General features: G+C 43.9%; 25 protein-coding genes. 17 read left to right on the top strand and 8 right to left on the bottom strand.

The window, feature by feature from the left end:
• Nucleotides 1–326 precede the first annotated feature (326 nt).
• Nucleotides 327–1,445, top strand: coding sequence for a GNAT family N-acetyltransferase (locus FQV28_RS12365; protein WP_146496809.1), 1,119 nt, complete (start codon nt 327–329; stop codon nt 1,443–1,445).
• Nucleotides 1,446–1,485: 40 nt separating this feature from the next.
• Here the strand turns inward: FQV28_RS12365 and FQV28_RS12360 are convergent, their stop codons facing one another.
• Nucleotides 1,486–1,641, bottom strand: a complete 156-nt coding sequence (locus FQV28_RS12360; RefSeq protein WP_146496808.1) for a lmo0937 family membrane protein — start codon at nt 1,639–1,641, stop codon at nt 1,486–1,488.
• Nucleotides 1,642–1,805: 164 nt separating this feature from the next.
• Here FQV28_RS12360 and mntR point away from each other — a divergent pair, with 164 nt between their 5' ends.
• From mntR to FQV28_RS12330, 6 genes are all read left to right on the top strand, one after another.
• Nucleotides 1,806–2,228 (top strand): transcriptional regulator MntR, encoded by a 423-nt coding sequence (mntR, locus tag FQV28_RS12355; protein ID WP_146496807.1) that lies wholly within the window; start codon nt 1,806–1,808, stop codon nt 2,226–2,228.
• Nucleotides 2,229–2,250: 22 nt separating this feature from the next.
• Nucleotides 2,251–3,111 carry a CvfB family protein gene (locus tag FQV28_RS12350; RefSeq protein WP_146496806.1) on the top strand — a complete coding sequence of 287 codons (861 nt, stop codon included), beginning with the start codon at nt 2,251–2,253 and terminating at the stop codon, nt 3,109–3,111.
• 54 nt (nt 3,112–3,165) lie between these two features.
• Nucleotides 3,166–4,050: a DUF1002 domain-containing protein gene (locus FQV28_RS12345; RefSeq protein ID WP_146496805.1), complete on the top strand. Its 885-nt coding sequence runs from the start codon at nt 3,166–3,168 to the stop codon at nt 4,048–4,050.
• Between the two features lie 477 nt (nt 4,051–4,527).
• Nucleotides 4,528–5,496, top strand: coding sequence for a ring-cleaving dioxygenase (locus FQV28_RS12340; protein WP_146496804.1), 969 nt, complete (start codon nt 4,528–4,530; stop codon nt 5,494–5,496).
• Nucleotides 5,497–5,515: 19 nt separating this feature from the next.
• Nucleotides 5,516–5,797 (top strand): GNAT family N-acetyltransferase, encoded by a 282-nt coding sequence (locus FQV28_RS12335; RefSeq protein WP_146496803.1) that lies wholly within the window; start codon nt 5,516–5,518, stop codon nt 5,795–5,797.
• 329 nt (nt 5,798–6,126) lie between these two features.
• Entirely contained in the window at nt 6,127–6,699 is a 573-nt protein-coding gene (locus tag FQV28_RS12330) for a DUF4064 domain-containing protein (protein ID WP_146496802.1), read from the top strand.
• A 138-nt stretch (nt 6,700–6,837) separates the two neighbouring features.
• Here FQV28_RS12330 and FQV28_RS12325 read toward each other — a convergent pair whose 3' ends face one another.
• Nucleotides 6,838–7,326 carry a GNAT family N-acetyltransferase gene (locus FQV28_RS12325; RefSeq protein ID WP_146496801.1) on the bottom strand — a complete coding sequence of 163 codons (489 nt, stop codon included), beginning with the start codon at nt 7,324–7,326 and terminating at the stop codon, nt 6,838–6,840.
• A 96-nt stretch (nt 7,327–7,422) separates the two neighbouring features.
• Between FQV28_RS12325 and FQV28_RS12320 the strand changes: the two genes are divergently transcribed.
• The 7 genes from FQV28_RS12320 (at nt 7,423) to FQV28_RS12290 (ending at nt 13,034) form a co-directional block, all read left to right on the top strand.
• Nucleotides 7,423–7,869, top strand: coding sequence for a GNAT family N-acetyltransferase (locus tag FQV28_RS12320; RefSeq protein WP_146496800.1), 447 nt, complete (start codon nt 7,423–7,425; stop codon nt 7,867–7,869).
• Between the two features lie 84 nt (nt 7,870–7,953).
• Nucleotides 7,954–8,247 (top strand): hypothetical protein, encoded by a 294-nt coding sequence (locus tag FQV28_RS12315; protein WP_146496799.1) that lies wholly within the window; start codon nt 7,954–7,956, stop codon nt 8,245–8,247.
• 152 nt (nt 8,248–8,399) lie between these two features.
• A complete protein-coding gene (locus FQV28_RS12310) occupies nt 8,400–9,299 on the top strand; it encodes a diacylglycerol/lipid kinase family protein (protein WP_146496798.1) in 900 nt (299 codons plus the stop codon).
• A gap of 292 nt (nt 9,300–9,591) precedes the next feature.
• The gene (locus FQV28_RS12305; protein ID WP_146496797.1) at nt 9,592–10,377 is read left to right on the top strand and encodes an AraC family transcriptional regulator; all 786 of its coding nucleotides are present in this window, start codon (nt 9,592–9,594) and stop codon (nt 10,375–10,377) included.
• A 170-nt stretch (nt 10,378–10,547) separates the two neighbouring features.
• Nucleotides 10,548–11,330, top strand: a complete 783-nt coding sequence (gene yidC / locus FQV28_RS12300) for a membrane protein insertase YidC (RefSeq protein WP_146496796.1) — start codon at nt 10,548–10,550, stop codon at nt 11,328–11,330.
• Nucleotides 11,331–11,380: 50 nt separating this feature from the next.
• Complete coding sequence (locus FQV28_RS12295; RefSeq protein WP_146496795.1) at nt 11,381–11,626, top strand: hypothetical protein; 246 nt, start codon at nt 11,381–11,383, stop codon at nt 11,624–11,626.
• Nucleotides 11,627–12,134: 508 nt separating this feature from the next.
• The gene (locus FQV28_RS12290; protein ID WP_146496794.1) at nt 12,135–13,034 is read left to right on the top strand and encodes a D-alanyl-D-alanine carboxypeptidase family protein; all 900 of its coding nucleotides are present in this window, start codon (nt 12,135–12,137) and stop codon (nt 13,032–13,034) included.
• 72 nt (nt 13,035–13,106) lie between these two features.
• Here the strand turns inward: FQV28_RS12290 and cls are convergent, their stop codons facing one another.
• From cls to FQV28_RS12265, 5 genes are all read right to left on the bottom strand, one after another.
• Nucleotides 13,107–14,561, bottom strand: coding sequence for a cardiolipin synthase (gene cls, locus FQV28_RS12285; protein ID WP_146496793.1), 1,455 nt, complete (start codon nt 14,559–14,561; stop codon nt 13,107–13,109).
• 159 nt (nt 14,562–14,720) lie between these two features.
• Nucleotides 14,721–15,554, bottom strand: coding sequence for a squalene/phytoene synthase family protein (locus FQV28_RS12280; RefSeq protein ID WP_146496792.1), 834 nt, complete (start codon nt 15,552–15,554; stop codon nt 14,721–14,723).
• A 206-nt stretch (nt 15,555–15,760) separates the two neighbouring features.
• Nucleotides 15,761–16,486, bottom strand: coding sequence for an HAD-IIB family hydrolase (locus tag FQV28_RS12275; RefSeq protein ID WP_146496791.1), 726 nt, complete (start codon nt 16,484–16,486; stop codon nt 15,761–15,763).
• The gene (locus FQV28_RS12270) at nt 16,428–17,693 is read right to left on the bottom strand and encodes a glycosyltransferase (protein WP_146496790.1); all 1,266 of its coding nucleotides are present in this window, start codon (nt 17,691–17,693) and stop codon (nt 16,428–16,430) included. Before FQV28_RS12270 ends, FQV28_RS12275 begins: the two co-directional genes overlap by 59 nt.
• A 186-nt stretch (nt 17,694–17,879) precedes the next feature.
• On the bottom strand, nt 17,880–18,728 hold the full coding sequence (locus FQV28_RS12265) for an MBL fold metallo-hydrolase (protein WP_146496789.1): 849 nt from the start codon (nt 18,726–18,728) through the stop codon (nt 17,880–17,882).
• A gap of 227 nt (nt 18,729–18,955) precedes the next feature.
• Here FQV28_RS12265 and FQV28_RS12260 point away from each other — a divergent pair, with 227 nt between their 5' ends.
• Complete coding sequence (locus tag FQV28_RS12260; RefSeq protein WP_146496788.1) at nt 18,956–20,074, top strand: NAD(P)/FAD-dependent oxidoreductase; 1,119 nt, start codon at nt 18,956–18,958, stop codon at nt 20,072–20,074.
• A 13-nt stretch (nt 20,075–20,087) separates the two neighbouring features.
• Nucleotides 20,088–21,623: an aminotransferase class V-fold PLP-dependent enzyme gene (locus FQV28_RS12255; RefSeq protein WP_146496787.1), complete on the top strand. Its 1,536-nt coding sequence runs from the start codon at nt 20,088–20,090 to the stop codon at nt 21,621–21,623.
• 23 nt (nt 21,624–21,646) lie between these two features.
• On the opposite strand, the gene FQV28_RS12250 is transcribed toward FQV28_RS12255, so the two are convergent.
• A complete protein-coding gene (locus tag FQV28_RS12250; RefSeq protein WP_146496786.1) occupies nt 21,647–22,864 on the bottom strand; it encodes a helix-turn-helix domain-containing protein in 1,218 nt (405 codons plus the stop codon).
• Nucleotides 22,865–22,979: 115 nt separating this feature from the next.
• Here FQV28_RS12250 and FQV28_RS12245 point away from each other — a divergent pair, with 115 nt between their 5' ends.
• The gene (locus FQV28_RS12245; protein WP_146496785.1) at nt 22,980–24,272 is read left to right on the top strand and encodes an MFS transporter; all 1,293 of its coding nucleotides are present in this window, start codon (nt 22,980–22,982) and stop codon (nt 24,270–24,272) included.
• Nucleotides 24,273–24,492 lie beyond the last annotated feature (220 nt).

Raw genomic sequence — 24,492 nt, 5'->3', positions numbered from 1 at the left:
GGCATTGCTTCCCCGCTTCATTTATTGGCATTGCGTTGGGCGTAGAGCTGCACGGACGCCACCCTTGAAACAGCGGGTATCGCGGTAATGGCTGGTGTTTTAAAAAACTTCCATATACGATTCGACGCATGTGAAAAAAATTGCGTATAATAAAGGAAACATCATTTTGCATTAGGATTGAAAATAATTGCTTTGCTTCTGATTACTCCAGTATGGCTGACGCCGTGGGTGCGGTTTTTGCGGATATATGTGCTGTGCTGTTCATTATACTAATGCACTTCGGCTGATGAAAGTTCAGAAGTAAGAAGTATTTGGAGGATTTTGGTTTGAAATTAACTGAATGGACTATGGAAGAGCAAGAACAGCTTATTAACTTCATGACAACGAATTCATGGCCGTTTCACGGAATCGAACATCCGGTTCGCGGATTGATCCAAAAAACGATTGAAGAAGGCGGCTACCAATCTGATCAGGTGACTACGTTTTGGATAGAAAACGACGAGGGCATGCAAGTCGGGTTAGTGAAAATTTTCGATTTGCAAGACGATATTCCGCTTTTTGATTTGCGGATAGCGGATCCATACCGAGGCAAAGGCTACGGTCCGAAAGCGCTGAAAATGATTGCCGATTACGTGTTCTCATTGCCGGAAAAGAAAATCCGGTTGGAAGGCAACACGCGCCACGATAATTTTGCGATGCGCAAAGCTTTCGAACGGACCGGTTTTGTCAAAGAAGCCCATCTGCGCCAAGCGTGGTTTTCTCCAAGAGAAAACCGCTATTATGATGCAGTGACTTACGGCATGACGCGCGAAGACTGGCAAGCGGGCATTACCACGCCTGTCCACTGGGATGATGTAATGGAAATTGAAAAAGAGCCAAGCTTTAATCCGATATTGCTCAACTTTCCGGAAGAATTTGAATCGGAACGCTTGCTGATCCGGATGCCAAAAAGAGAAGATGCGAAACTCAGCTACGAAGCAGTAGTGCACTCCATTGACGCACTCCGTCCGTGGATGCCATTTGCGCAAAAAAAGCCGGATTTGGAACAGATGGAAGCCAATTTGGTGGAAGCCATTGCTGATTTTCAACTGCGCAAAGATTTGCGCCTGCATTTCTTCTCGAAGGAAACTGGCGACTTTATCGGTTCTTCCGGGCTTCACCGGATCGATTGGGAAGTGCGCAAGTTTGAAATCGGCTATTGGGTGGATAATCGGTTTGAAGGAAAAGGCTATGTAACGGAAGCGGTTGACCGTATTACAAGATTTGCATTTGAGGAACTAGAAGCTAACCGGGTGGAAATACGCTGCGATCCGGAAAATGTGCGGAGCCGTGCAGTGGCGGAACGATTGAAGTTCGAACTCGAAGGCATCCTTCGAAAAGATTCTGTCTCCAAAATCGGCAATAAATTAAGAGATACATGTGTTTATGCAAAAGTGAAAGAATAAAAAGAAGCGGCAGGGGAATTTTCCCTGCCGCTTCTTTGGGCTAAACGCCCCGTCTGCCTGTCACTAAGTTGATGATCAAAATAATAGCTGCGATGACTAAAAGAATGTGAATTAATCCTCCTGCAACGTCCATTAAGAATCCGATCAACCAAAAAGCAATAACTACTACTAAGATAATCCAAAGTATGCGGCCCATGTTCCTCACCTATCCTTTCTGGTTCCATAGTAATAGATACCCTCATATGGATACGGGCAAACCTCGGCAGAAAAGTGAATCTATTTGCAGGCCCTTGTGAGTCGGTTGTTCGATAGAGTGGGGTATAGTAAACTGAAGAGAGCCACGTTAGGGAGGAACTTATTTTGCCTACTCCGAGTATGGAAGACCATATAGAAATAATTTATTCGCTAATTGAACAAAAAGGGTACGCGCGTGTATCGGATATTGCGGAAGCTTTATCGGTTCTGCCGTCTTCCGTAACAAAGATGGTCCAGAAGTTGGATAAAGATGGGTATCTGATATACGAACGCTATCGAGGCCTTGTGTTGACTCCTCAAGGGCAGAAGTTAGGAAAGCGGCTCGTGAAGCGGCATGATCTGCTCGAACAATTTCTGCGGTTGATCGGAGTTGACGAAGAGCGCATTTACGGGGATGTAGAAGGCATTGAGCACCATTTGAGCTGGAATTCGATCAACCGGATTGCGGACTTGGTTCAAGTGCTGGAAGAAAACTCGGCCTTTCGGGAAGAGCTTGAAAAGCTTAAAAACGAACAAAATGATAAATAACCGATACAAGGAGGATATATAAATGGCATTGCATCCAGGATTAAAAGCAACATTAGAGATAAAAGACCGGTCGGGTTCCCAATGGATTTTGACAAACAGTTCAGGGGATGAAGTCCTGATGAACGCATCAGAAATCGAAGAAGGGCAAGAAATCGGCAGTGAAATAGAGGTATTCATGTACCGGAACCGCCAAGGCGGCATTTCAGCGACGCCGATGATCCCGCACATTTTACCAAGCCAATATGGTTGGGCAAAAGTATTGAAAGTATCAAGGCGCGAAGGATTGGTAGTGGATATTGGCACCACCCGGGAAGTCTATGTGCTTCCTGCCGACCTTCCTCAAGTCGAAGAACTATGGCCAGAGCCAGGCGACCATATTTTTATGACATTGCGCACTGATCGCTACGGGGATTTATATGGCCGTCTAGCTACTGAAGAAACAGTTAGCGAGTTGTCTGTTCCGGCACCGGAAGAAGTGTTTAACAAAGACTTGAAAGCACGCGCTTATCGTTTGCTTCCAGTAGGTTCTTTCATGCTTTCCGTTCCAGAAATGTACCGCATATTTGTCCACGAATCGGAACGCGAAGCAGAACCGCGCCTCGGAGAAGAAAAAACAGTCCGTGTCATCGGCGTTAAAGAAGACCGGACTTTGAATGGCTCGTTGCTTCCTCGCAAACAAGAGCGTTTATCCGGTGATGCGGAAAAAATTGCGGCTTATTTAGAAGAATCGGGCGGCCAGATGCCGTTTACCGATAAATCCACACCGGATGAAATTCAGGAAATGTTTGGCATGAGCAAAGCGGCATTCAAGCGGGCACTTGGCACGTTGTACAAAGCCCGTCGGATTGTACAAGAAGAAGGTTGGACAAAGTTAACAAAGTAATGCAACCTTTTCCCCGTAAATTTCGTATTAATTTGGAGAAAGGGGTTATAACTCATGAAAAAAATGATTTCTGCCATTACGATGGTTTTAGCGGTATCGGTCTTATCGCCGGTAACCGGTTCGGCAAATGTCGGCATCAATGAAAAATTTGGTCTTCCAATCGCAGTCTACGGCGCCAACTTATCAGATGCTGAAAAAGATAGCGTCGCGAAAAGTTTGGAAGTGACAGGCGAAGTAGAAGAAATTGAAGTGACAGGTCAAGACCTTATAAAATACATTAAAGACGGCGATTCACGTGCGCGCATGTATTCTTCCGCTAAAATCACGCGGCAAGATGAAGGAAAAGGAATGGTAGTCGAAATTGTTACACCCGACAACATCACACAAGTAACAACGGAAATGTACGCCAACGCGATGCTGACAGCAGGCATCAAAGATGCGACAGTGGAAGTGGCAGCGCCAAAGCCGGTAACAGGGCATTCGGCGCTTGTCGGCATCTATAAAGCTTATGAAGTGAACGGCGGGGAAGAATTGGACCCCGAGCGGACAGACGTGGCAAACGACGAACTAGGTGTAGCGACTGAAATCGCCGACAGCGGTGTGGACGAAGCCAAAGTCAGCGAATTGCTGACGGAGATCAAAAAAGATATTGCCGAGCAAAAGCCTGAATCACGGGAAGAAGTAGAAAAGATTGTAGAAGAACAAATTATCAAGTTGCAAATCGAATTAAGCCCGGAAGACCGCCAATTGTTGGTTGATTTGATGGACCGGATCCGCAGCTTGGACATCGATTTTTCTCAATGGTCAAACGAACTTAACGACTTAAGCAAGACGATTGAAGACAAAATTGGAACCGTTGTAAACGATGACGGCTTCTGGCAAAGTGTTAAGAATTTCTTCAACAAACTGATCGATGGCATTCGTTCATTGGTCAGTTAATAAGGCAGAAAGGCGAATCAGTCACCATACTGATTCGCCTTTCGTTTGTTGAGGAACTTGAGTGATCATGAAATTGGAATAGCCAGAGACGTAAAAAAGAAGAATGTTTGTCTAAGAGTTCAAAAAAAGTGAAACTTGTACCGAAGGAACAACAAGCAAGAAAGAAAAAGCGTCGCTTATCCAAATGGTCTCTAGTGAATGGAGCGGAATCCGGCGACTCCAGCGGACAAAGCGCAAGCCGAAGACCCTGGACTGAGCAACGCGAAGGAAGCGGCTGAGGCTGCGCCCGCGGAAAGCGACCGGATGGAGCGCAATGAACAACTGCTTCACTTTCTCGACAGCCTGAAGGCGAATCTGTCACCATACTGATGCGCCTTTTTTTATTTTTTTAAAAAGCTCCTTTATTGCACGATTGAACAGCAAGTGATAAGATGAATTTAATATCTCGAATTCAAGATAATTAAAGGAGGAAGTTAAATGAAATTAGAAGGAATCCACCACGTTTCTGCGATTACAGCCAATGCAGACAAAAACCATGCGTTTTTCACGGGTATTTTAGGCATGCGCTTAGTGAAAAAAAGCGTCAATCAAGACAATACGTCTTCCTATCATCTGTTTTATGCAGATGCAGTGGGGACGCCTGGGACAGACATGACGTATTTTGATATCCCGATGGCGGGCAGAACTTATCCCGGTGTATCGAGCATCAGCAGTACAGGATTTCGCGTGAAAAGCGAAGCTGCTTTGGATTATTGGATCAGCCGGTTTGAAGGATATGGCGTGCCGCATGGTGAAATTGAGAAGCGCTTTAACCGGCCGGCACTGACTTTTCAAGATTTTGAAGGGTCACGGCTAATGCTTGTGGTTGATGATGGATCAGGAATCGATTACGGAATTCCTTGGTCAAAAAGCGGCGTTCCGGATGAATTTGCGATTGTCGGATTAGGACCTGTCCAGCTTACCGTCCGCAAAGCCGACAAGACGGCAGCTACGCTGACAAACATTCTTGGATTTGAACAAATCGGTTCTTATGCATCAACGGTAGAAGGCATGCCGGATATTTTGGTGTTTTCGACAGGAGAAGGCGGTCCTGCCGGCGAAGTACACTTAGAAGAGCGCACGGATTTGCCGCCTGAACGCCCAGGCAGAGGCAGTGTCCATCATGTTGCGTTTCGTGTTAAGACGTTTGAGGAATATAGTAAGTGGAATGAGTATTTGCGTTCGAACGGTTTTGTCACGTCAGGCGAAGTGGACCGTTATTACTTCAAGGCAATCTACTTCCGTGAACCTAACGGCATCTTGTTTGAGCTGTCAACGGATGAACCGGGATTTGCGACTGATGAGCCAATGGAAGAACTTGGCGGGAAACTGGCATTGCCGCCGTTCCTGGAACCAAAGCGGACACAGATCGAAGCTTCCTTACGCCCATTAACGCTTAACGACTAAGGTAAGAGGAGGATGAAAAATGCAATTTGAATTTACGGAACTTGGCCATGACGAATTTGCTTTTATCTGGAAAGAAGAAGGCGATTTAAAAGCGGAAATCACGTGGACACAAATGGCCGATGTCATGGTCATAGAGCATACGTATGTCGACCAATCACTGCGCAACCAAGGTATAGCCAAAAAACTGCTGGATGAAGCGGCAAACTATGCGCGCCAGAAAAATTATAAAATGGAACCTGTTTGTACTTACGCAGCCGTAGCTTTCGAACGATATAGCGAGTACAACGATGTAAAAGCATAAACATAAAAAGCAATCCGCTATTTGATTTAGTGGATTGCTTTTTTATGTTTCAATTATGTAGTTTTCCATCATTGCCTCCAATTTATAGACCTGTCATAAAGAAAACGATTGCCGTTAAAATAGACGCTCCGCCGATCCCGTACATAAAGTCTGATTGATTAAATATTAGTTTTTTTTCCATTTTCTAGAACCCCTTTCAAATCTTTGATATTAATAAATTACCCGAGATTAGAAATTTTAAACAGGTTTTATTAAAATTTTTAGGGGAAAGGAATAGCAAGAAACGAAATTTTATGCTATGGCAAAAAATCTTAAAAGAGGTGATCGAGATGAACGAAGGCAGAGTGAGCAGGGGCGCTGAGAAAGCGTTAGGTATAATAGGCATAGTCTTTAACCTGATTGTTATTATTTCAACCATTCTTTTGATTAGCAACTCGGGCAGTTTTCAAAACTCACCACAATTTCAACAAATCGAAGAAGAAATCAGGAATAATCCATCTTTTTCAAATCCACAAGATGCTCAAGCGGCAATTGACGCATTTGCTGCCAGTTTTGGAGCAGTTGGCTGGACGCTTGTCGCTTTACTGGCAATCAGTACGCTTTTTGCAATATTAGCATTACTGAATCTACGGAAAGACAAGAATGCCAAACTGGCCGGCGCATTCTTTATCATTGCCGGTTTGTTTGCGGGTATACTTTCCCTGACATCTATTCTTTTCTATATCGCAGCCATCATGTGTTTTGTCCGCCGGGCGAAGCATAGACGGGATGATGATATGCGCTACCGCGATAACGACAGAGGCGGGCGCTCTGATGACTATTCCCGCCGCACGGATAACACAGAAACCCGGACAGATGAAGCTCTCCATAAAAAAGAAGACACACCGTACCGACCTTTATAAATATCAAGTTCAGTATTATTCGCTAATATGATTGAAGGACCGAAGTTGTAAGCTGTCGAGAAAATTCTCGACAGCTTTTCTTTCGATCTAGCTGTGCACTTTTAGCTTGGCTTGAAGACCTATTTTAAAAGCACCCGCTTACAAGGCGGGTGCTTTTAAATCATATACATATTTAGCTGTCTGCAGTGGATAGCCTTCGAACAGTTCTTCAAACTCTTCTATGAACTTGAAGCCGTTGGTTTCATAAAAATGGCGGCCCTTCAGGTTTTTACTTTCTACATATACAAACAATTGCGAGCCCTTCAAAAGGGACAAGCCGCTGCTTAGCAGTTTTTTGCCATAGCCGTTTCGCTGGTATTCGGGCTTTAAGTAAATGGCGATCAGCTCTGCATCGCCATCTTCATCGACTTTGGTGAAGTTAGCGAATCCGACGGGTTGGCCTTCATGTTCAGCTAATAGCATAATTGTTTTCTTTAAACGCATTTCCATCATTGGAAATGAGTAAGATTTATCTAAAAAACTTTTTTGGACCGGGGAGGGAATGATTCCTTCATACGTATCACTCCAGCTAGTATAGGCAATTTCCTGCACAGAAGAAATATCTTCTGTCGTGCCTGTGCGAATCATGCAATCACCTCTAAAATTCTTTTTGCCATCATATCAAAAAAAGCCCAGAATAGCCACTGATGTGGAATAATAGAAGGAAAAAGGAGGCGTTATTTTTTGAATTGGAAAACTTATCATTTTAATGAATTATCAGTTGGAAAATTATATGAAATTCTAAAGTTAAGGGTGAATGTTTTTGTTGTAGAGCAAGAATGTCCATATCCGGAACTGGATGATTTGGATCAGGAATCGGTTCATCTTGAATACGCGGAAGGCGGAAAAACGCTTGCTTATGCTCGGCTTGTCCCGGCAGGGGTAAAATACGATATTCCATCAATCGGCAGAGTGATAGTCCATCCGGAAGCCAGAGGGAGAGGGCTGGCCAAACAACTAATGAACCATTGCATGGAGTATATTCTTTCGGAATGGCAAGCTAAGGAGATTCAGCTGCAAGGCCAAGTATATTTACAGGAATTTTACGAAAGCTTTGGTTTTCAACCTGTTTCAGAAGCGTATGATGAAGATGGCATTCCTCATGTTGATATGAAATACACAGCAAAATAAAAATGCGTTTGATTACAATTTATTTCAGGTTAGGTCTTAAACGTTCAGGGTAAATAGAAGATAAATCTGATAGGAGTGGTATAGATGGCAAAACGAAGAGGTTTAGTGATCGCGGGATTAGCTGCTGGGGCATATGCATATTTTAAGAACCCCGAGAACCGGAGAAAAGTCACCATCGCTTTTAACAACACGAAATTGAAGGTTAATGCTTTTATGGAATCCCAGAACTTGGAAGGCTTCGAAGGATCAGGGACGGCCGGTTCATCTGATGAGGCATCTTCGTCGACGAAACCGAAAAGTGATGGAACGTCGACAAGCGTTCAATATGTCAACGAAGATAAGGGGCAAGAGGAAATAGAACCCGTCAACCCAAGTTAATGAACAAATTGAAGTGATCTTGCACTCGCAAAAAGGATGGGGAAATCCCATCCTTTTTGCGTTCCTCCATATTATATTTCCATTATGGATTAGCGAAGCCTATAGTCCGGGTAAAGACATAGAAGAAATCAATTTACTTCGGAGGTAACAAGATGAAAAAAGCGATGTTTATATTAAATCCATCTGCCGGTAAAGAAAAGGCGGCTGACCACCGGCTGGATGTTCAATTTACGTTAGAGCAGATGGGTTATATGGTAGATACAAGAGAAACTGCGGGGAAAGGGGACGCTACCCGCTTTGCGAGGGAAGCCTGTGAGAATAAATATGATTTTGTGGTGGCGATGGGAGGAGACGGCACGATTAACGAAGCGGTATCGGGCCTCGCCGAACAAGAACATCAACCTTTATTTTCATTAATTCCCCTCGGGACAGTCAATGACTTTGCCAGGGCTTTGGGAATTTCCTTGGATCCGGCAGAGGCAATTGAAGCTTTAAAGACAGGTTCCGAAAAGTGGGTAGACATTGCTAAGGTGGGACATCAATACTTCATGAACATCTTGGCAATTGGGCAAATCGCGGAATCAACGTATGAAGTAACCCCTGAACAAAAAACAAAACTAGGGGCGCTGGCTTATTTTGTAGAAGGGCTCAAAGCGATCACTGAAGATGCCGAAATGTATTTTGAAATTGAACATGACCATGGCGAGTGGAAAGGAGAAGCCAAACTTGTACTGGTGGCTTTGACAAATTCGGTTGGCGGTTTTGAAAAATTAGCGCCGGAAGCGTTGACCGATGATGGATTGTTGCATCTTTATATAGTAAAAAATGCGGCTCTTCCGGCTTTTATCCGTATTGCAGGAGCATTATTGGTCGGTAAACTGGAAAAAGATCCAGCTGTAGAAGTGGTCCACACTACAAAAGTATCGATTAACACGAGCAATCCACTTTCCTGCAATATCGATGGAGATGAAGGATGTGCGACGCCTTTTCAAATCGAAGTATTGCCTCGCCATATCCGGGCGCTTGTTCCGCCGGATATAGAAGTAAGTTAAAGGCGCAATAGGGAAAAAGCAGCCATTTAAACAAAATGGTTGCTTTTTTATTTTTGAAAAAAACTGGGAGATTATTAGTCAAAAATGAAACCATTTTAAGAGTATTTCGTTATATATAGTATATATTTTGGGAATATATTTCCTTTTAATCGGTAACTAGTAAAATAGCGCCTAAATCAAATTACATAAAAAAATTTAAAAAGTTAGGAGATAGGCTATGTTCTTATTAGCCGTTTCAGTATATAGTTGAGGGAGCGCTTGCAAATATTGTATAAAGAAAGACGGGGAAAAGATGAATATTATTGCTGCACCATCCATTCAAGAAACTATTTCCAAGATTTTCATGGCGGAAAATGAGAATTTAAATCAATATGAAGGATTGGAAAACTTTTTTGAAATTGAAACCCAGTTGGTTTACGAAATCCATCATCTTGAAAAAGACCGGGCAAAACAAACATTGCGGGAATTGATAGACCTGATATCGGTGCGTGCCGGTAAAGATACCATCCGCGCAGTACGCAATTACTATATAGTGCTATCTTCACTTATGGCGCGTAAATTATACGAAATGCGTGTACCGCCGAAAAAAGCATTTGCATTCAATTCTGCATGCATTGAATTGGTGGACAACCGAATGAACGATTCAGAATTTTTATATGTGGCAGATGAATTGATCGAGTTTTTTGTATCAATTATCTCTGAGCGGAAACAGCCCTCTTTTGGCCATCAAACGGTCAATAAAGTGGTGATGTTCATCAATGATGAAGTCGAGCGTGATTTATCTGTGGAAGATATCGCAAAACATTTTCATATTTCCACAAGCCATTTATCCCGTATCTTCAGAGAACATGCAGGAATTACGCTTGTCGAGTATTTGAATGTGCGACGGGTCGAAGAGTCGCAATATTATTTGCGCCATTCGGATAAAGTCATTTCGGACATTTCAAAGCAGTTCCATTTCTGCAACCAAAGCTATTTCACGCGCATTTTCAAAAAGTATACATCGGTTACACCTAAGCAATTCCGGGACAGCCAACACATTCCATATTTCCGCTATACGTTGCCCAATGCAAAATAAGGAGAAGAAATTCTCCTTTTTTTCTTGTCTTTAGAACTTCTAAGGTTTAAAAGCCATTCGAAATTCTGCCACAATCTGCCGAAAAGTTTGCTGGGACATAGCCATTGATTGAATTTTGTCGTTCTTATGGGTATACTTCTTAATAGTTGAAAAAGGTGAAGGTGACTAAATTGAAAAAGAAATTAACATTGCTGCTCATGCTAGCAGTTTCAGTAATTCTATTAAGTGGCTGTTCCGCAGTGGAAAACCAGGAAGGTTTTTTCTATAGCACATTCGTTAAACCATTCGCGTTTTCCATTCATTATTTAGGCGACTTGTTTAACGGGAATTATGGTTTGGCTATCGTTGCTATCACGATCATTATCCGTTTGATCTTAATGCCGTTTATGTTGAATACCTACAAGCGCCAGCAAGGCATGAAAGTTAAAATGGATAGAATGCGCCCGGAAATGGAAGATATCCAAAAGCGTTTGAAAGCAACAAAGGACAAAGAAGAGCAAATGAAAATCCAGCAAGAAATGATGGGCCTTTATAAAAAGCATGATGTAAATCCCCTTAATATGGGATGCTTGCCTGTTATTGTTCAAATGCCGATTATCATGGGCCTTTATTTTGCCATCTTGTATGCGCCAGAAGAAATCAAAACACACGAGTTCCTATGGTTTACTCTTGGTTCACCAGATATTTTGATGACATTGATCGCCGGAGCTGTCTACTTCTTCCAGGCAAAAGTTTCCTTATGGACAATGCCGGAACAACAGCAGAAACAAATGAAGCTCTTCATTTATATTTCGCCGATTATGATCATGTTTGTTTCGTTTTCATCGATGGCTGCGCTGCCGGTTTACTGGGCAGTCGGAGGGATTTTGCTGATCATTCAAACATTCATCGGCCGGAAATTCTATTCGGAACATCCGGAAAAAGCGTTGGAATCAGTTGAAGAGAAGAAATAATATGAAAAGCCGGCAAAGTTTGCCGGCTTTCTTTTATAGGGGTTGAAAACATGAACCGAAAATTGGTCTTAGGGATAAGTGTAGCGGCTTTAAGCATTGCGTCCTTGATTTTTTTGATCAAGGGAAATATGGAAATAGCGGTGCTGTTAATGACGCTGCTGTTTGTCATTACAAACAGTTTCCGCTCCCAGCAAATGAAAAAACAAGGAATGGAGCGGGAAGCTAAGTGGATGGCAGGCGTGGCTGTCACTTTTGCAGTTTTGTTTGCAGTTGTCCTTGTTACGGTTATTATATAAGAAACGGTGCAGTCTCATTGAGGCTGCACCGCTTTTTTGTATTCATATTTATCTTTTTGCCGTTGTTCCAATAAGTTATCCAACCGGCCTAACAGGCTCTTGATGTCTTTTGGGGAAATTTGTTTCATTATGCTCATCTCCTTGTAACGTTTCTACACATTTATTCGTATAAAAAGAACGTGTTTTGGGGGTAATAAGGCATTTATTTAATTATTATCAGCTTTTTTTCGTTAAACTCGTCGTATCGTTTGGTGTAGCCGAATCACATTGGGAAAGTGAAACCAAAAGAGAGAATTATAAAAAAGCTGGTATATGGGTTTAAGGGTGGGTATAATGCCAGAAGAGCGTTTGGAAATTAAAAAAAGCTTTGGGTGCTTGTCCGCCATTGCAACTTTAAATCCATTTATAAAGTCTTTTTAAGTATAGCGAGTGCTTCTTGCCTCCGGGAGGAGGTTTGGACCCGCCATATGGTAAAATAGCAAAGAAGTTAAGGGAAAGAAGGAAAATTATGCCATCGCGTTATACACCAAAACAAAAAACAAAGAACCCTTTTATAAAATGGTCTTTGATCATTGGATCCATATTAGTAGTCGCAGCTGCCGCCGCATGGTTTTATTTGAAGACCATAGATAGTCCAGCCAACATAGACGGTGCCGCAAAAAACGAAGTGCAGACTTCACAAAGCCCTGCAGAAGGGAAGCCGGAAGGGGATGAACCTGTGGAAGAAACCGAAGCACCAGAACAAACTGAGGACCCAAAACAAGAAGAACCACAAGGACAGCCGGAAGAAACGGAAACGCAAGAGAAGCCGGCTTCTGAATCAGAGCCGAAAGAGCAAGAGCAGGCAAAGGATGCTGCCGTGTATTCAGAAGCAGTCAAACTTCCTAAAGAACCAACAGTGATTAATGGTATTTTACTGGCAAACAAACAGCATCCACTGCCAGAAACTTACGCGCCAGGTGAAGGGAAAGAAGCACGTGCGGCATTTGAAAAAATGAGAGAAAAGGCGCTCCAAGAAGAGATTGACTTGGTCGCGTTCAGCACGTACCGTGATTTTAGCCGCCAAAAGGAGCTATATAACGGCTATGTGGCAAAAGATGGACAAGAAGCGGCGGACCGCTACAGCGCGCGGCCGGGTTATTCAGAGCACCAAACTGGACTCGCTTTTGACATTGGTGAAGCAGGGCAAGAACAGCACTGGGCTTCAGCTTCATTCGGAGAGACCAAAGGCGGAAAATGGCTAGCAGAAAATGCGCACAACTACGGCTTTATCTTGCGCTATCCAGAAGGAAGCGAAAGCATTACAGGCTATATGCATGAGTCTTGGCATTTCCGCTACGTCGGAAAAAAAGCCGCAACTGAAATTCACAAAAATGGCATCACGCTGGAACAATATTTAGGCGTGTAAATTTAAAAAAAATTCCATAAATGCATTGAAAAAAGAGTCCCGGAATTATAACATCCGGGACTCTTTTTTTGTTTATAAAATTGGCGTCAATAACCGGGCAATCGACTCTTTAGTCTTGATCATGCGCGTCCGGCCGTAATATTTTTCGTATGTCAATTCGGTGGATAATTCCATGTCATGATGGAACAATTCAGTCAGCTCGCTAGAAACTTTTTCGTCGTACATGAACGCATTGACTTCGAAATTCAATTTAAAACTCCGAACATCAATATTAGCTGTACCAACTGTAGATGCCTTGCCGTCGACAACAATCATTTTCGTATGTAGAAAGCCATTGTTGTAAATGAATACCCTTGCGCCAGCCCGCAGCATCTGGCCTGCATAGGAATAAGTGGCCCAATAGACGAATGGATGGTCCGGCTTGTTCGGGATCATGATGCGGACATCGATTCCTGATAAAGCTGCAATTCGGATCGCGTCGTAGAAACTGGCGTCCGGGATGAAATAAGGCGTTTGAATATAGATGGACTTTTCGGCCAGGTTGATCAGCTTCAAATAACCATCCTTGATTTGTTCCCATTCTTCATCCGGTCCGCTTGATACGATTTGGATTGACGTTTCGCCTTTTTCGGGAATCGCCGGAAAATAATCATCATCGTATTCAATGTCGTTTCGGGCAGAGGCCTGATTCCAATCGAGGATAAACCGTGTCTGTAGCGGGTGCAGCGCACTTCCCTGGAGTTTCAGATGAGTGTCCCGCCAATAGCCGAACTTCCGGCTGAGCCCGATATATTCTTCTCCGACATTAAAGCCGCCGATATAGCCGACCCGGCCATCGATAACCACAATTTTCCTGTGGTTCCGATAGTTAAGCCGCGGATTGATGATTGGCCAGATAGCTGGGAAAAACACTTCCACTTCTCCTCCGGCGTTGATAAATTCTTTGAATTTTCGCTTGCTGAGCCGGCGGGAACCCATATCATCATACAACAAGCGAACTCTGACCCCTTGTTTTGCCTTTTCGGTCAAGGCATCCATTATCCGATTGCCAAGCTGGTCCAAGCGGAAGATGTAGTATTGGATGTGAATATGGTGTTTGGCATTATGGATATCGGCGATCAGCGAATCAAACTTTTCGCGTCCGTCGTTGAAAATTTGCACAGAATTGTCTTGTGTCAAGACTGCCCCGTTGTTTCGCAACAGCAAATAAACCAGTTCTTTATAGGATTTCGCGTTATCATCACGAAAATGAAAGTCGTTATCGTGCAAAGAATTCATTTGATGGGCAATCAAGTTTTCAATTCCTACTTTTTTGCGGCCTTCCCACTTGAAAAGGGTCTTTCTTCGAAGTCGTCTTCCAAGCAAAAGATAAAAGAAGAAACCGAAAATTGGAATGAAAAATAAGACTAGTATCCATGCCCATGTTGAAGAGGCGTCACGGCGTTCTAAAAAGACGAGTGCTGCGGCAAGAAAGATATTTAAGACAAAAATGACTGCCGTGAGGATGCCGATAATGGATAATGTCATAGGTATTCCCCTTATCTCAAAAATTTGATTCTGGTTTAATTATAGACTAATTGCGCAAAAGGAAGAAGAATATTGTCATTTTAAGTAAGCAACTTATCCTATTTTGTTAAACAGCAATAAAAATAAAGCGCACTCGCCTTATGGAGGAGTGCGCTTAAATTATTCGTTAATATTTTCTTCTTGCTTTAATTGCTCGACGATGCCTTCAACTTCTTGGCGGCTCATTTTTTCTTTACCTGATTTTAATGCTTTTAATGTGCTATGGGCCAACGCTAGAGGAACTTTGCAGAACATGAGAATCCGTTTGTTTTTAATGGATTTCACGTAAAGCTGGGCTTGTGAAAGGTTTTCGTTTGCGTAATTGTACATATCTTCCCGGTTCCAGCCTTTTGGCACAAAACTGACACCGCGTTCCAAATCTTCATCATAATTCCGAAGCATATTGACGGCTTGCAATCCACGGCCAAACGCAATAGCAAGCTCAGGATCGGTTTCTGTATTGTCATGCCACTTCCATAAATCGGAAAGCATTGTACCGACAAGTCCAGCTACATAGTAAGTGTAATCATCCAGTTCTTCCCGTGACTGAATGTTCCAGCCTTTTTCCACCCATTTTGCCATTCCTTCTGCCATTTCTGCGGTAGAAGCTTTTACTTTATCGGCAATTTCAGTCGGGCATAAGCTAATCCAATCGTATAAGCGAAGGCTGACTTGAGGCAACATATGCTCATAAGGCTGTAGCAGCGCTTTGTATTCGTTTGGATCAAACGAAGTTTTTAGCATTTCGCTGATTGTTAGCAGTAAGGTCTTTTTTGCTTTGTCGTCCAGTTCTGGATGGTCTTCGATTTCATCAATCGCCCGCATGCAAAGATAGGCGGATGCGACAGTTTTTTTTAGGGTAGGTTCCAAAAAACTGATTGGGATGAAAAAAGTCCGGCTTGTTTCTTTTAACATGACCATGGACTCTTTGTGCAGATTCGAGACTTTACTCATCTCAATTTCCTCCTGTTCGTAGACAAAATAGCAACTTGTATGTACTGAGAGAAATGGAGCGGAACCCCAGATCTTGAAAGTGCCTGTCTACTAAATATAAACGAAATACATAAAAAAACAAATGATTACCCTGATTGCAGCTTTGGCACAGAAAAAAATCCCAAGGGCCAATCGCTTTTCAGCGAACAGCCTTTAGGATTTCAAGTTTATTTTGAATGGAAATACTGCCAGCCCTCTAAAATGCCTCCGGCAAATCCACGTGATGCACGGTAAATTGTCGGATCTTCCGGCACAGCCAGCAATTCAGGGTGTGCATTTCCGACAATGACAGAAGGGAAGCCTTGTGTCAGCATTTCCGTGTCATTTCCAGAGTCTCCAGAAGCCAGCAATTTAGCGTCTTGGAGGTTGTATTTTTCTACTAGATAACGGAGCGCTTGGCCTTTGCCGCCGTGGATAGGCAAGATATCCACGTATTTGCTGCCGCTGTAGATGAATTTATGCTGTATTCCTGCATCGCTCAATTGTCTGCCGAATTCAGCTGCTGTCTCATCATCGGTTACGTAATAAGAAGAACGGTTTTTCCCGGTGACTGGTTGTTTTGTCAATCCTGAAAACCGAGAAGCAATTTCCTCAATTTCTTCAGGTCGCCAGTTTTCAGTCATGCGGGCGTCCCAGTCCTCATCCATTACATACTCTTCACCGTTCTTGATGCGGATTTCTGTACCGACATCCGTAACGGCAATGTCGGGGGCAGGCAGGTTTTCCGCTTCTCTCAGTTTTTGCAGCGACCCGAAATGGCGGCCGGTATTGTACACCAAGTTAATGTGATAGGGCTGTTCCTCAAAGAACGTCAATAGTTCTTTTAAAGCTTCCCTATCCCCGACGAAGGTTTTGTCCAGGTCGGTTACCAATAAATGTGTTGCTCCGTTCATCAATGATCACCCCATACATAGCGTCTATTTTTTTGGAAATAGATGTCCACTGGAATTCTTGGTTTGCCACATCGATGGCTTGCCGGCTTAAGCGCTCAGCAAGCAATGTATTCACAGCGAGGACTTCCATTGCAATGGCCAAATCTACTTCGTTCTTTGTTTCAACAAGCAGTCCGGTGACGCCATCACGCACCACGTTTTTCAATCCGCCGACATCAGACGCGATGACAGGGCTTCCGCATGCCTGTGCTTCTGCCGCAACCATACCAAACGATTCATAGAAGCTCGGAACAATAGTGGCCGTTGCCGCATTGAATAATGTTGCCAGTTCATCCTGTGATTTCGGCCCAAGAAATTCCACTTTATCTTCAATTCCTTTTAAAGCATAGCATAAACTTTCATCAAGAGGCATACGCGTTGCCGAATCGATAGCTTCTTCATCGCCGCCGGCAATCAACAAGCGCGGGTTGTAAGCTTTGTCTCCTTTAGCCACTAACAACTGGAATGCATTCAGCAATGTATAAATGCCTTTTGTTTCTTCCAAACGTCCGGCAAATACAAACAATGGGCTTTCGTAACCCAATTTTCTTCTTAAGTGTTTACGGTTTCCGCGCACCTTGAATGCTTGGTCAACCCCGATGGGGATTACTTTGATGGGAGAAGGAGAGGCGACATTTTCCTGGATAAGCTGTTTCTCGCTTTTGGTTGTCGCTAAAATTTGATCCGCAGATTGGAGAATGGTTGCTTCAGCTGCCATACGGCGTTCATCCCGAATGCCTGTCGCTTTTTCTTTCGCCCATCCCAAAGAATGTGATGTATAGATAAACGGCAGACCAAACTCTTCTTTCAGTTTTTTACCGATCAGTCCCGATAGCCAGTAATGAGTATGGACTAAATCATACGATTCTAGAGGCAATGTTTGTTTCATTTCTTTATAAAAAGCAGGGAGCATCTTGTACATTTCATTTTTTGATACAAAGCCTTTATAGCCGGCTTTGATACGATAAACACGGCATGATTTGCCGAATGTCTCAATTCGAGGGGCTGTCTCGTCGCACCAGTGTGTTGCTACATCTACTTGCCATCCTCTTTTTTCTAAGGCCAATGCCAATTGTTTCACATAATTGTTTTGTCCGCCGGCTTGTTTACCGCCAAGCTTCGCTAAGGGATCTCCATGATCCGAAACAAAAAGTACTTTTTTTCTCATTTCAGTTCATCTCCATTCTTAATACCTCAGTATCTAAAAAAACCGAGACTGAGGTATTTATATACCCATGATTTTATCACTTTAAACATATAATTAACGAAATTTTCTATTTATATTTTCGGATAGATAAAAAATTCAAGGGAAAACCCTTAGAAATAGGCTTTCCAAGGGCTGTTTCACAAAGCGTTATTTTGAATTGTCAACAAATCTACCGTAATCAGGCATTGCCACATAAGGGAAATTGTTGACTAATTTTACGAGTCCCGCTGCCATTTTCGGGCCTCGCATCGGTTTACCGTGCCCCGTAGCCGCAATAGATGGTCGCAAGTTCGCTATTTTAATGACCGATTCCCAGGCATTTTGCCAATCTGTTGTCAAATAGACGGGCGGGCCGCACACTTCTTTTTTCTGTACAAGCACTTTATAAAACGAATCCTGTTTCACTGTTACAAAAGCGTCGCCAGCGATAATGATCCGTCCTTCAAACCGGAATAGAGAAATATGGCCTTCTGAATGACCTGGTGTGTGAAGCCATTTCCAGCCAGGCAGTTCTGGAATATTGCCGCTTGCGGGAAGTTCCTTGAGGTGTTCGGAAATATTGATCGCTTGCTTTGGGAACGCCGCTGACATCTTGGCTACAAGGCCGCCCTGCACAGTGGAATCTGGTTCCGGGTAATCTTTTTTCCCCTGCAAATATGGGAACTCGAGGGGATGGGCATAGACAGGTACCGGAAACTTCGCAAGTATATCGATAATTCCGCCTACATGGTCAAAATGGCCATGTGTTAAAACGATCGCTTTCAGCTTATGGTCCGGGCCAAACCGATCTTCGGCCTCTTTCAATATCCTGCTTCCCGACTCAGGCATACCCGCGTCGATCAATACCCAATCACTGCTGATTGCAGGATTTCCGATAAAATAAACATTGACAATTTGGGTGGTAAAACAATAAACATCACGCATCACTTCCCGGCCTGAACCGTCTTTCACTGAAGTGACGGGCAATACTCTTTCTGTCGATGAGCTTCTTTCCATACTGAGTCCTCCTCCATTTTCCTCGCTTCTTTCTAATAATGCTTTACCCCAAATACGGATATTGAATCAGCTCTCTACCGAGAAACTTCACTTGATGGAGGTCTTTATTCCACCAAGGCGCTAAACCGGAAGTTGGTTATGGCCAACTTCTGTTAGAGGGGTTTGAGTATCGATTGAATTAGCGGTAAGATAAACGGATAAAACTTTTGGAAATAGGTGTGGACGACATGAAATCAATCATTATTATTGGAGCAGGAATTTTGGGGGCTTCAGCCGCTTTTCATGCGGCAAAAGCAGGTGCGCAAGTAACGTTGATCGACCGAGGGGATGAGGGCCAAGCAACCGGTGTCGCAGCAGGGATTGTCTGCCCATGGATTTCGCAGCGCAGAAACATGGCTTGGTATGGACTTGCTAAGAGCGGCGCAGCTTATTATCCTGAGCTTATTCGCCAGCTTGAAAGCCAAGGCGAAAAAGAGACGGGCTATAAACAAGTCGGTATTGTCAGCATCCATGAGGCGAGCAAGCTCGATAAAATGGAGCAAAAAGCGTATGAGCGCCTGGAAGACGCACCTGAAATGGGGGAAATCCGCAGACTATCTTCAGAAGAAACGAAACATCTGTTTCCTTATGCTTCTGATAAATATGGTTCTCTTTATGTAAGCGGCGCAGCACGGGTGGACGGCCGTGCGGTGCGCGACGCTTTAATCGGCGCAGCTGTCAGGCTAGGGGCGAAGCGGATCCATGGAACTGCGCAACTTTGGATGGACGGTCCTAAAGTAATTGGCGTTAAAACAAAAACAGATGAATTCCAAGCTGACAGCGTTGTTTCAACGGGTGGGGCATGGGCTGCTGAATTGTTCGAACCGCTTGGTTTAAAACTTAAGATCGTTCCTCAAAAAGCGCAAATTCTCCATTTGCAGGTTGAAAGACACCAGACAGGCGAGTGGCCGGTTGCGATGGTGCCGAACGGTTTGTATGTCGTGCCGTTTTCAGACGGGCGGGTTATTGCAGGGGCAACCCATGAAAACGACGCCGGATTTGACGCGAAACTGACAGCAGGTGGCGTTTACCATATCCTCAATAGAACGTTAGACGCCGCTCCTGGTTTAGCTGCAGCGGAAATGGTGGGAGCAAGGACAGGTTTCCGCCCATCCACTCCGAGCGCACTGCCGTTTATTGGCCAAGTTCCGGAACATCCAAATGTCTATGCAGCAAACGGGTTGGGGTCCTCCGGGCTTACAGCCGGACCTTATCTTGGTTGGCAGTTGGCTAAACTGGCGATCGGGGAACCTCTGGATATCGATTTGAGTCTATACGATATAGAAGAAGTTTTTCAAAAGAGGTAGAGGAGGGCTCGCCTTGTATTGGTGTAAAATCGCCCGGACAGAAGCTGAATTCAAAGCAATAGCTAAATTGAATTATGAAACCTTTGTTGAAGAAATACCGCAGCATGAAGAAAATACAGATGGACTGCGGGTAGATCCATTCCATGAACAAAATACCTACGTCATCGTTTTGTCCGATTCGGAGCTTGTCGGAATGATCGCACTTCGTGCAGAACGCCCTTTTTCCTTGGACGCGAAGATTGGAAAAGTAGAGGGGCATTTGCCCGATATTGGGAAAGTATGCGAGATCCGGCTGCTTGCCGTCCGGAAAAAGCATCGGAATGGCCGGGTCTTCTTTTTGTTGGCACGCGCTTTGTCGGATTTTTGCTGCGAAGAAGGATATGATTCCGCAGTGATCTCAGGAACGACTCGGGAATTGAAGCTTTACGGCCAGTTGGGGTTTCGCCCATTTGCGGAACCTGTCGGCAGGGGAGAGGCGGTTTTTGTTCCCATGGTGACGACCCGCAAACAGTACAGCCAGTTGGTAGCGGCACGCCTTCAAACAAGAAAGAAAACCTTCTTCCCGGGACCCGTCCAGTTGAGTGGAAAGCTGGCCGCGCCTTTTGGCGAAGAAGCGGTATCCCATCGCTCTGCAACTTTTCAGACGATTCTTGAAGAAACAAAAGAACGGTTGCGAAAAATGGCGTCAGCCACGCCGCACCTCTTGTTCGGGAGCGGGACGCTGGCAAATGAAGCAATGATTGCCCAATTGCCAAACTTGAAGGCAAAAGGGCTTGTCTTGGTAAATGGAGAATTTGGCAGGCGGCTAAAAGAGCAAGCAAAACGCTGGAAGCTTGAATTTGATGTGCTGGAAGAAGCTTGGGGAGAACCTTTTTCGCTCGGCAAGATAGAAGGGGCCTTTAAAAACCGCAAGATCGGCTGGCTGCTGATGGTGCACGGGGAAACGTCGACTGGTTTACTGAACAACTTTGAAGAAATCGCAGCACTTTGTAAACAGCAAGAGACAAAACTCTGTTTGGACTGTGTCAGCAGCTTTGGCTCGGTGCCTTTCTCGCTTGAGAACGTTTGGCTTGCTTCGGCGGCCAGCGGGAAAGCGGTAGGCACAATGAGTGGGGTGGCCATCGTCTTTGCCCATCATTCAATTGAACCGGATGACGGCCTGCCTGCTTATGTAGACTTGGGTCTTTACGCCAATGAAATTCCATTTACATTATCTGGCGGTTTACTGAAAAGCTTTAACCAGGCGCTGCAAGCTTATCCCGAGCGGTACTTGCTGCTTGAACAGCGTTTAGAATTACTGAAGAAAAAAACAAAAAACTGGCCAGTCCTCTCAGATGGCTTTCCAACTATTATGAGTTTCCGGATGGAAGAGGAAGTCACCGGCTTTTTGCAAGCTGCCCAGTTGTCCGGTTTTGAACTGCATGCAAACAGCGGCTACTTGAAAACGCGTGGCTTGTTTCAAATTTCCTGTATCCAACCACAGTTTGAAGAGGATTTGGAGTCGCTCATGAAATTCCATGAAGTCTACCAAACTTATGTCAAAACATAAAAAACCGCCGATTGGCGGTTTTTTTAATCCATAATTTGCTTATAGACATCCAAGATGAATTTCTTATACGGCAAATCCGGCATTGGTTCAATGTTTTCTTTCGCGATTTCTGCGTGCTTTACGGCAAGATCATGGTTGCCTTGTTTCTCGTAAATCAACGCCATATATGCGTCTTTTTCGTAATTCATCGATAAATCATAGGGGTGGTGGAGGTATTCCGCAACTTTATGGAGCTGAAACCAATGAAGCGCTTTATCCAATTCCCCCATACCGTAAAGTGCCTTGCCCTTTTCTAAATAAAATTGGGAGACATCGATAGTTGAACCTTTTTCCAAAAACTTTTCGATAACATCATAAGCTTTCTGATATTCGTGCGTAAAAGAATTTCTGTAATGAGCTTCAAGCAAATCAAGGGTAATATCTATTTCTTCATCTTCCGAAAACTCGGCAAACAAGCGCAGTTTTTGTACGTAATAATCCCGGCTGTCTTTGTCGTTGTTCAAAACTGCCTGGAAACCCATCACTCTATATAAATCATTGATTCTGTAAAAGATTTTGTTTTCTTTTGCGTAATTTACTGCCTCCTTCATTATGCGGAGCGCGCTGTTTGCGTCGCCAACGGCACAATATAAAACTGCTTCCAAATAATCGAAATCCAGCTTTTTCAACGAATCCAACACTGCTTCCCGTTCTTCGAAAGATTGGCGGGATTGCTGAAGCATTCTTAAAGATTGGGTGTAATCGTGTTCCATGAATTTTATAGTTGCGCGGAACGTATGGATATCGGCCGTTTTGTTTATCATATGCAAGCCTTCATACATTTCCTCTGCTTGTTCCAAAAACGGCTGCCATCTATCTGACTTGGCATAGTAAAGGCAATGGCTATATATTTCAAGGAGCCTTGCCGATTCATAACGGTAAGGCATTTTTCTTTCATAAGGTTCTATTTTGTTGATAATAGGCTTGAAATTATTTTTTGGATCTTTTTGTTCTGCTTTATAAAGCCCCTCAACTTCATGAAGCAACTCACGCATTTCGTTCGGCGAAACTTCTTCTAATAGCTCATTTCTATTAACACCGAGCTGTTCCGCTATATACGACAAACTCTCCATTGAAGGGTTTGCTTTATTGTTTTCTATCAAACTGAGCATGCCTTTTGTTAATCCTTTGCCAGCAAGCGCCTGCAATGTCAGGCCTTTTTCTTTGCGTAATTTCTTGATGCGTTCGCCTAAAGTTGCCAATCTATCACCTGCTTTTCTTATATAGTTTAATTATATTAAACTTTTTATTGCATTGCTAGTTTTCTCGTGTTATATTTTGTTTAATTAAATTAAACATTTTTGGAGGATGGAAACCATGAGCGAGGCCGCTAGAATAAGAAAAGCGACTTTCCACCTGTACACGTTCACCATCAGCAAGCTTATTTCCACATTTGGCAGCAGTGTCTATACGTTCGGCATCAGTTTATATGTGTTGTCGCTAACTGGATCAGCTGCAAGCTTCGCCATCAATTTGATATGCAGCATCTTGCCGCGAAGCTTGATTGCACCTTTTGCCGGCTATGCCGCAGACAGTTACTCAAAGAAAAAGCTCGTCATTTTGTCGCAAGGGGCAAGTGTCCTGGCAGTTGCCGGGTTGTTGATCTACAGCTTGGCTTCTGGGTTGTCGCTAAGCGCTATCTATATAACAACCGCAGTCGTTTCAGCCAGTTCCATGTTCACGAGTGTGACATTCACTTCGTCAATTGCCAACTTAATCGACCCGGAGCGCATTCAGAAAGCGATGGGCTTTAACCAATCGGCGATGTCGATTGCCACAATTGGCGGGCCGGTTGTTGGCGGCATGCTCTTTGGATTTGTCTCCATGAACGTTTTTTTGGCCATCCAGATGGCAGCTTATGCCATAGCGGTCTTACTGGAATCCACCATGAATTTTAAACTATTCACAAATGCTGGGGAGAAAGAGGGATCTGAACGGCAGCAGTCCATGGTCAAGAGCATGAAAGAAGGGGCGGTGTATTTAAGGGCTAATCGTGTAATCATGGTCATTGTCACAACAGCTGTTGGCATCAATTTCTTTTTTTCTGCCATGATGATCGGCTTGCCGTTTATTGCCGTTCAGCAATTGAATATCAGTTCAGCGCATTTCGGCATTATTGAAGGGACGATTGCGGCGGGCATGTTAGTGGCATCGATTTACTTCGCCGTAAGGAAGGAAGTGAAATTCCCGCTGCTCTTTTCAAAAAGAGCAATTCTCGCAATGTCAGTTATGTTAGGGGCGTTGGCGATGCCGTTAATTTTAAATTTGACATATGGAATGAACGTAGGTTATCTGGCAATCCTGATGTTCAGCTTTGGCGTATCCAATATTTTTGTAAACACACCTATAGGCGTAATGATGCAAAAAGATGTGGACGAAAAATATCGGGGCCGCGTTTTCGGCATTCTCGATTCCATGTGTATGGCAATGATGCCAGTCGGTTATTTGTTGTTCGGACTATTATATGACGTGGTCCCGGCGCAGTTTGTTGTTTGGGGCAGCAGCTTATGCCTCATTCTGCTGACCCTTTACATGATGCGGCCATCGGTGATGAAAGAAGCCTATCCCGAGTTGGCCAGGCCAGCTCCGGGCCAGCCCGAGCTTCAATAAGACCTCTTTCAGCCGGGTTGTCTAATAAGTACCAATATTAAAACCCGTGTAGATAAAAGCATTGCTTTTTCTTCACGGGTTTTAGGATTTTTCTAAAACCAGCTGTTGCGAATGTAAGCGGCTGAAGCCGTGCCCGTGGAACACGTCCGCCGGAATGGATAAGCCACTTTTAGGGCAGCTCTGTCTTATTAAGCTAAACTTCAGGTTTAGGCTGGAAGAT

The organism is Planomicrobium sp. CPCC 101079 (assembly GCF_007859275.1).
Classification (GTDB): domain Bacteria; phylum Bacillota; class Bacilli; order Bacillales_A; family Planococcaceae; genus Planococcus.
This window is presented reverse-complemented; position numbering and strand designations above follow the sequence as displayed.